Below are 6,143 nucleotides of genomic sequence, written 5' to 3'. Positions count from 1 at the left end.
TTTTAGCACCAAAAACGACCAGAAACCGTAGGTTCACTATATCATTTCTGGTCGAAATTGAATGTATCAAAGAGCTATATTGTATTAGCGATCATAATGTTAGATTTTTTTCATAGCCGACTACTTATTCTAAGAATTGATTTAAGTTAACTCCGATCATTTGAGGGTTTCTAGCATGATCGACTGTGTGCATAGTTTCTGCTTCTAAAAAGTCATAAATATCGCAAAAACATTTAATATCAGGATGATCAAAAAATGTATTCACAATAGATGAATGCAGCGATTACACAGGTCTTACTAAAAATTATATCTACAAGCTCACTCACTTAAAACTCATTCCACACTTTAAACCGAATGGGAAAAAACTCTTCTTCAAAAGACAGGATATTGATGACTGGTTACTCAGTAATAAAGTGGAAATAGACCATGGAACGGATGGCGTTGTAATACAGAGAATCTTTGAACTGAACGAGTTGCTTAATGGATGATTTTGAGTGAATTAACAAACCTAAAGGTTGATTGTAAGTTAGCGAAAACCAATGTTCATCTTAAGGATTTTGTACTAGCCCATGAGTTTTGGTTAAAAGCCACCATCTGATCACCTAAAGTTATCCTTTTAGGTCATCGTTTTTCGAAAAATACAGGTATTTGGTCTGAATAGCTTAAGCTAAATTGTTAGGTATTTATCTCGTTTATGGGCATAAATGAGTTACTTATTAACTCAGTATTAACATGCAGATTGACTGTTGATTACTGCAATTGACTTTTCGCTCAAATCACTTATCTTGTCACCTTTACTCATTAATGTATTTAACTAATGACTCGAATTAAAGTGTCTGACATTCAAAGCAGTGGTGTGGCTGTAAATAAAAGTTGGAAAAAACTCTCCAATTTATGGGAGCAAATTTCTAAGCTACAAGCGAGAAATCAACGCTTAGAAATCAAAATTTCAACCTTCTATGAGCAAGCTAAACCTCTATTTGAAAGTTATGAAATTGAAACCTGCTCATTAGCCGCCATTAAGATCGAACGGCTTATTAGTTTCATTCCTCGTAGAACAATAAAGGGTGAACGAAGAGATGCCCTTTATGAGTTAATCCATGAAGAACTCGATGCACTAGAATCTAATCCGTTCTGGACAGGAAGTACTGAAGAGTTACGAAAAAAATTCCAAAACCAAATAGCCGCTGATGCGCAACACCATGCAGATAAAGCACCAGAGCCAGATGAGTTCGAAACAGAGATATTTCGTGACATGCTCGAAGACATGTTGGGAGTCGATATTGACTTTGAACATGAGAAATTGGTTGAAATGATGAGGAACCCTCAAAATATTGAACAATACCTTAAAGATATTGCTCAATCTCACCAAGAAAAACACGCTGATATCGAAGATGATCCAATCGATGAAGATGAATTAGATGATGATTTTTTTGAGCGAGCATTTAATCACTTCAAACAAGAAGAAAGTGCGCCTTCCATTGATGATATCAAAATGCTTTTTAAATCATCTGACCTTAATAAACTGTATAAAAAAATGGCGTCACGTCTGCATCCAGATAAAGAAAGTGATGAGTCATTGAAAAAAGAAAAGCATGAATTGATGCAACAACTATCAAAAGCAAAACGTGATGGTGATGTCTTTACGCTGCTTCAAATGAGTCAGCAATGGCTTCCTGACTTTGAGCTGGATCTAAGCCCTTCAGCATTAAAAGCCATGATTCGAGTACTCGAAACTAAAGTTAAAGATTTGAACTTTCAGCACAAGCGCATTGGCTCAGATTCCAGTTTAGAAAGTATGGTTTGGAATCGACTTTCAGCTCGAAGTAAAAAACAGCAGCAAATCAACATTCAAGAGCATATTGATTCGTTGGTAGATTGCCAAGCTGATATACAAGAATGTATCGATACATTAACAACCGTAAAATCCGTTAATGCTTATTTAAAAGAGCGGATTGAAGCTGAGCGCTGGAATTATTTCCCGCATGTTGGTGATATGCGTGATTGCCCATTCTAAGCCGCTAATTTTTTATAAAAATTGATTAAGCTGTTCAATAGTCGAACGGCTCAATCAATCTTATTTTAACCGAGTTTGAAGGTTCGTTAATCGCTGCTTAGACGTTATCGTTCTAGCCGCCATGTTAACGGCTTTTTGCTGACCAAGTAGCACCACTAACTGTTTTCCCCGAGTGACTCCAGTATAAAGCAGATTTCTTTCTAATAGCATGTAATGCTGCATTGCCATCGGAATCACCACACATGGATATTCTGAGCCCTGACTTTTGTGGATAGAAATGGCATAAGCTAAAGATACTTCATCAAGTTCGTTAAACTGATACATTACGTCAATGCCATCGAATTCAATGATTATCTCACTTTCTTCAATATTGACACTAACAACTCGTCCTATATCACCATTAAACACGTCTTTGTCATAGTTATTGACCGTTTGTATGACTTTGTCACCAGGGGCGTATGTCCAGCCATAACGTGTGACTTTAGGGTGTGCATCAGGGTTCAAGGCTTCTTGTAAGGCGATATTTAAACTACGAGCGCCTAAACCGCCACGATTCATAGGCGCTAACACTTGGATATCATTAACAGGATCTAGACCAAACTTTTTCGGTAGGCGTTGAGTGACTACCGTCATCAGTTTTTGAAACAATTCTTCAGGTTCATCGCCGTTGATAAAGTAAAAGTCTGTATCCGCACCTTTTGGAGTTGGCTTTGGGGTTTTACCTTTATTAATTGAATGCGCACCAGTAATAATCTGTGATGTTGCCGCTTGTCTAAATATTTCAGTTAATCGAGCTACTGGTATTTGCTCTGAGGAAATTAAGTCACTCAATACTGACCCAGGGCCGACCGAAGGAAGTTGATCAATGTCGCCGACTAAAATTACAGCACAATTATCGGGCACCGATCTCAACAGTTGATTCATCAATACCACGTCAACCATGGAACTTTCGTCAACAATCAAAAGATCGGCTTCTAATGGGTTTTCTGCGTTGTGTTTAAAATCAAATGCTGTCGGATCAAATTCCAGCAATCGATGTATTGTGATAGCTTCTTCGCCTGTTGATTCAGCGAGTCGTTTCGCTGCTCGGCCTGTCGGAGCACATAATAATACCTTGGCTTGTTTAGCCTTAATGATTTTCAATATGCTGTTTACGGTCGTTGTTTTACCTACGCCAGGGCCACCAGTAACGATACAAAATTTATTTTTGACGGCTTGCTCAATCGCTACAGTTTGAGACTCGGATAACATAATGTTGTTTTTTTTCTCAACCCAATGAACAGCTTTTTCTATCGAAATGTTTGACCAAGCACTGTTACCTTTCAATAATCGTTTGACGTGGTTTGCTACACCTAGCTCAGCTCGATATAAAGGTGCTAAGAAAAGACAATCAACATCATTAATGATTTCAGGAGTGAGCCGTTGTTCATTGACTTCACAATCGATGGCTTGTTTGATGGTATCTTCTGGGATTTCCAATAACTTAACCGCATCATTGACCAATGAGTCAAAAGGCTGGGCACAGTGACCTTGTCCTGATGTTTCTTGTAGTACATGCCTTACACCAGCTTGCGCTCGAATAATTGATTCACGGTCAATACCAAGCTGTTGCGCCAAATCATCAGCTGTTTTGAACCCAATGCCATGAATATCTAGCGCTAAACGGTAAGGGTTCTCGGACACTTTCTCGACTGCAGAGTCACCATATGTTTTGTAAATACGCACGGCTCTGGCAGTGCCTACCCCATGAGATTGAAGAAACACCATAATTTCACGGATCACTTTTTGCTCAGACCATGCAGAAGTGATTTTCTCTCGTCGCTTTTTTCCTATCCCTTCGAGTTCTAGTAACCTTTCTGGATTTTGTTCAATAATATCGAATACGTCTTCCCCAAAGGCTTTGACTAACCTTTTAGCAAAATGAGGGCCGATCCCCTTGAGCATCCCTGAGCCGAGGTACTTTTCAATACCTTCAATAGTATTAGGCGTAACCGTCTTAATTTGTTTCACTTGGAATTGAACACCATGTCGATGGTCATTGAACCAAATGCCTGTAGCATCAACAAACTCACCCGGTGTAATTGAAGGCGTACTGCCCGTCATAGTCACCAGTTCCAGTTGCCCTTTACATTTCACTCGTATTACAAAAAAACCGCTTTGCTCACTGTGAAAAGTAACCCGCTCTACGGAACCTTGAAGATGAACGATAGGCTGATGATCGCTGTGTTTTGCATGTAACGATTGGTTATTGGTAAACGACATCAAAATGACTTACTTTATGACAACTTCAAACGGTGGATATTATCAACCTGAGATGAAACAAGCGATAACTTAATGTCCGTTGAATTGTATTTGCTTATATGAGGCTTAACATGCTGATATTAGATACTGAAACTACAGGGTTAGATTCACAGGCTGAAATTATCGAAATAGCCATTATTAATGAGTCTGGGAATGTGGTCTTTGAATCGCTAGTTAAACCAACAAAACCGATCCCCGAAGATGCCATTGCTATTCATGGCATCGCCAATGAGCAAGTACACGCAGCACCATTATGGTTCGAGATCGCCACTGCTGTTAATAATATTTTAAGTGGAAAAGAAGTGGCAATATACAACGCTGCGTACGATGTTAGACTTATTGAACAAACTTGCGGTTTATATCATCTTACCCCGCCACGCTATTTTGCACATTGCGTCATGCTGCCATACGCAGAGTATTGGGGAGAGATCAGCCATAGAGGAAGTTATAAATGGCAGTCTTTAACTAATGCTGCTAGGCAGCAACATATTGATATCTCAGATTTGGACCCACACAGAGCAAAATCTGATTGTGAAATAACCCGACGAATAATGAACAAAATGGGGTGGATAAATTCAATATGACCACAACAGTAGATGAGTATAATCTGGGCGTATTACTTCTAAAATATGATCGCCACTCAACAAATGGTTAGATTAAATACTCTAAATCGAATTTGGACAGAAATGAGATAGATACTACTAGGGAAGTTGTTCAGGAAATCTGTATTAGTCTTTAACCATAGTTAAACGGCCTAGTTTTCCATTAAGCAAGAATATTGGTAATTCAAGTTCCAATTTTTTTTTCACAACATTCTTAAATGCTTGGGCTTTTGAGGCAAAGGCATCAGTACTGTATTCCAAATTATTTTCATCAATAACAATCCCGATGATTGACTGTTTAGAGTAAGTTACAATAACTTCATTTCTGAAGTCACAGCTACATTTATTAGTCATATAGCATTTGAACTCCTCAAGATTTTCATATGAGGCACTTGCTATCACACCGAAGTCCTCTGACTCATTAGGGGCTTGGTAAAACAACCCGTTGTACTCGGTTTCTATATCATATTTTTGTGAATGCGGATTATAAATACAATAGCAATGTAATAACGGGTTCCACTCAACCCTTTCGTTAAAATCATTAAATCTTTGAGTGTATGCCCATTCATCCCAAAATTGTAATAGCTCAACATCACTGGTGCTCAATATAAATCCTATAGACTTATAAGGTTCAACATTCTTAATGCTCTCTTTAACAAAACTGGTGCAACTATTAACGACTTTTTTTCTTACGATTAATTCATCTAACTCTTGCTCTGTTCGATATAAAGGATCAATAGGGTCTTCTTGCAATCCATCAAATAGCATTTTGATGAGACAGCCTTTATTTCTAAACTCTTCGATAACACTAAGTTGTTGGCTTGAGTGGGCTAAACAGTCACCTGAACAACTTTTTAATTGCGCTAGAGGGATACTGACAACTAATGACATTTGCTATATTGAATTAGGTAAATAGAATATTTGATATGCATTTTACACATATTAAAAGAAGTACTTAGTTAACTTTACTTCATATTTTGTAAACGACTTTGGGGCAATTTCGAGTTAGCATTTAAGACTTTATAGATTCCCTTTCTATCTTTGGTGATATTCAAAAGATTAACTTTAGTTAATAGTTATCTTGACTGTCATTATCGAATTTGGGTGTAGATCCTTTAGATCGACGAATATTATTAAAAGATCATTAATTATCAGTGTGATAGCTTAAATATATAGTGCGAAAGGAGCAATTTCATAGTACTTATTAGTTCTGACACACAATA

At 37.7% G+C, this 6,143-nt stretch carries 5 protein-coding genes; 3 read left to right on the top strand and 2 right to left on the bottom strand.

Annotation, left to right across the window (positions count from 1 at the left end; all coding sequences use genetic code 11):
• Positions 1-266: 266 nt before the first annotated feature.
• Together JQC92_RS20580 and JQC92_RS20575 are read left to right on the top strand one after the other, a co-directional pair.
• Positions 267-488 carry a helix-turn-helix domain-containing protein gene (locus tag JQC92_RS20580; RefSeq protein WP_205001411.1) on the top strand — a complete coding sequence of 74 codons (222 nt, stop codon included), beginning with the start codon at positions 267-269 and terminating at the stop codon, positions 486-488.
• Between the two features lie 329 nt (positions 489-817).
• On the top strand, positions 818-2,017 hold the full coding sequence (locus JQC92_RS20575; RefSeq protein WP_205001410.1) for a J domain-containing protein: 1,200 nt from the start codon (positions 818-820) through the stop codon (positions 2,015-2,017).
• 60 nt (positions 2,018-2,077) lie between these two features.
• Here JQC92_RS20575 and recD2 read toward each other — a convergent pair whose 3' ends face one another.
• A complete protein-coding gene (gene recD2, locus JQC92_RS20570) occupies positions 2,078-4,279 on the bottom strand; it encodes an SF1B family DNA helicase RecD2 (RefSeq protein WP_205001409.1) in 2,202 nt (733 codons plus the stop codon).
• 110 nt (positions 4,280-4,389) lie between these two features.
• Between recD2 and JQC92_RS20565 the strand changes: the two genes are divergently transcribed.
• Positions 4,390-4,902, top strand: a complete 513-nt coding sequence (locus JQC92_RS20565) for a 3'-5' exonuclease (protein ID WP_205001408.1) — start codon at positions 4,390-4,392, stop codon at positions 4,900-4,902.
• A 144-nt stretch (positions 4,903-5,046) separates the two neighbouring features.
• Here JQC92_RS20565 and JQC92_RS20560 read toward each other — a convergent pair whose 3' ends face one another.
• On the bottom strand, positions 5,047-5,811 hold the full coding sequence (locus JQC92_RS20560) for a hypothetical protein (protein ID WP_205001407.1): 765 nt from the start codon (positions 5,809-5,811) through the stop codon (positions 5,047-5,049).
• Between the last annotated feature and the right edge of the window lie 332 nt (positions 5,812-6,143).

The organism is Parashewanella hymeniacidonis, from assembly GCF_016900895.1.
GTDB lineage: Bacteria > Pseudomonadota > Gammaproteobacteria > Enterobacterales > Shewanellaceae > Parashewanella > Parashewanella hymeniacidonis.
The sequence above is the reverse complement of the archived record's forward strand: the minus strand, read 5'-3'. Positions and strand labels throughout refer to the sequence as shown.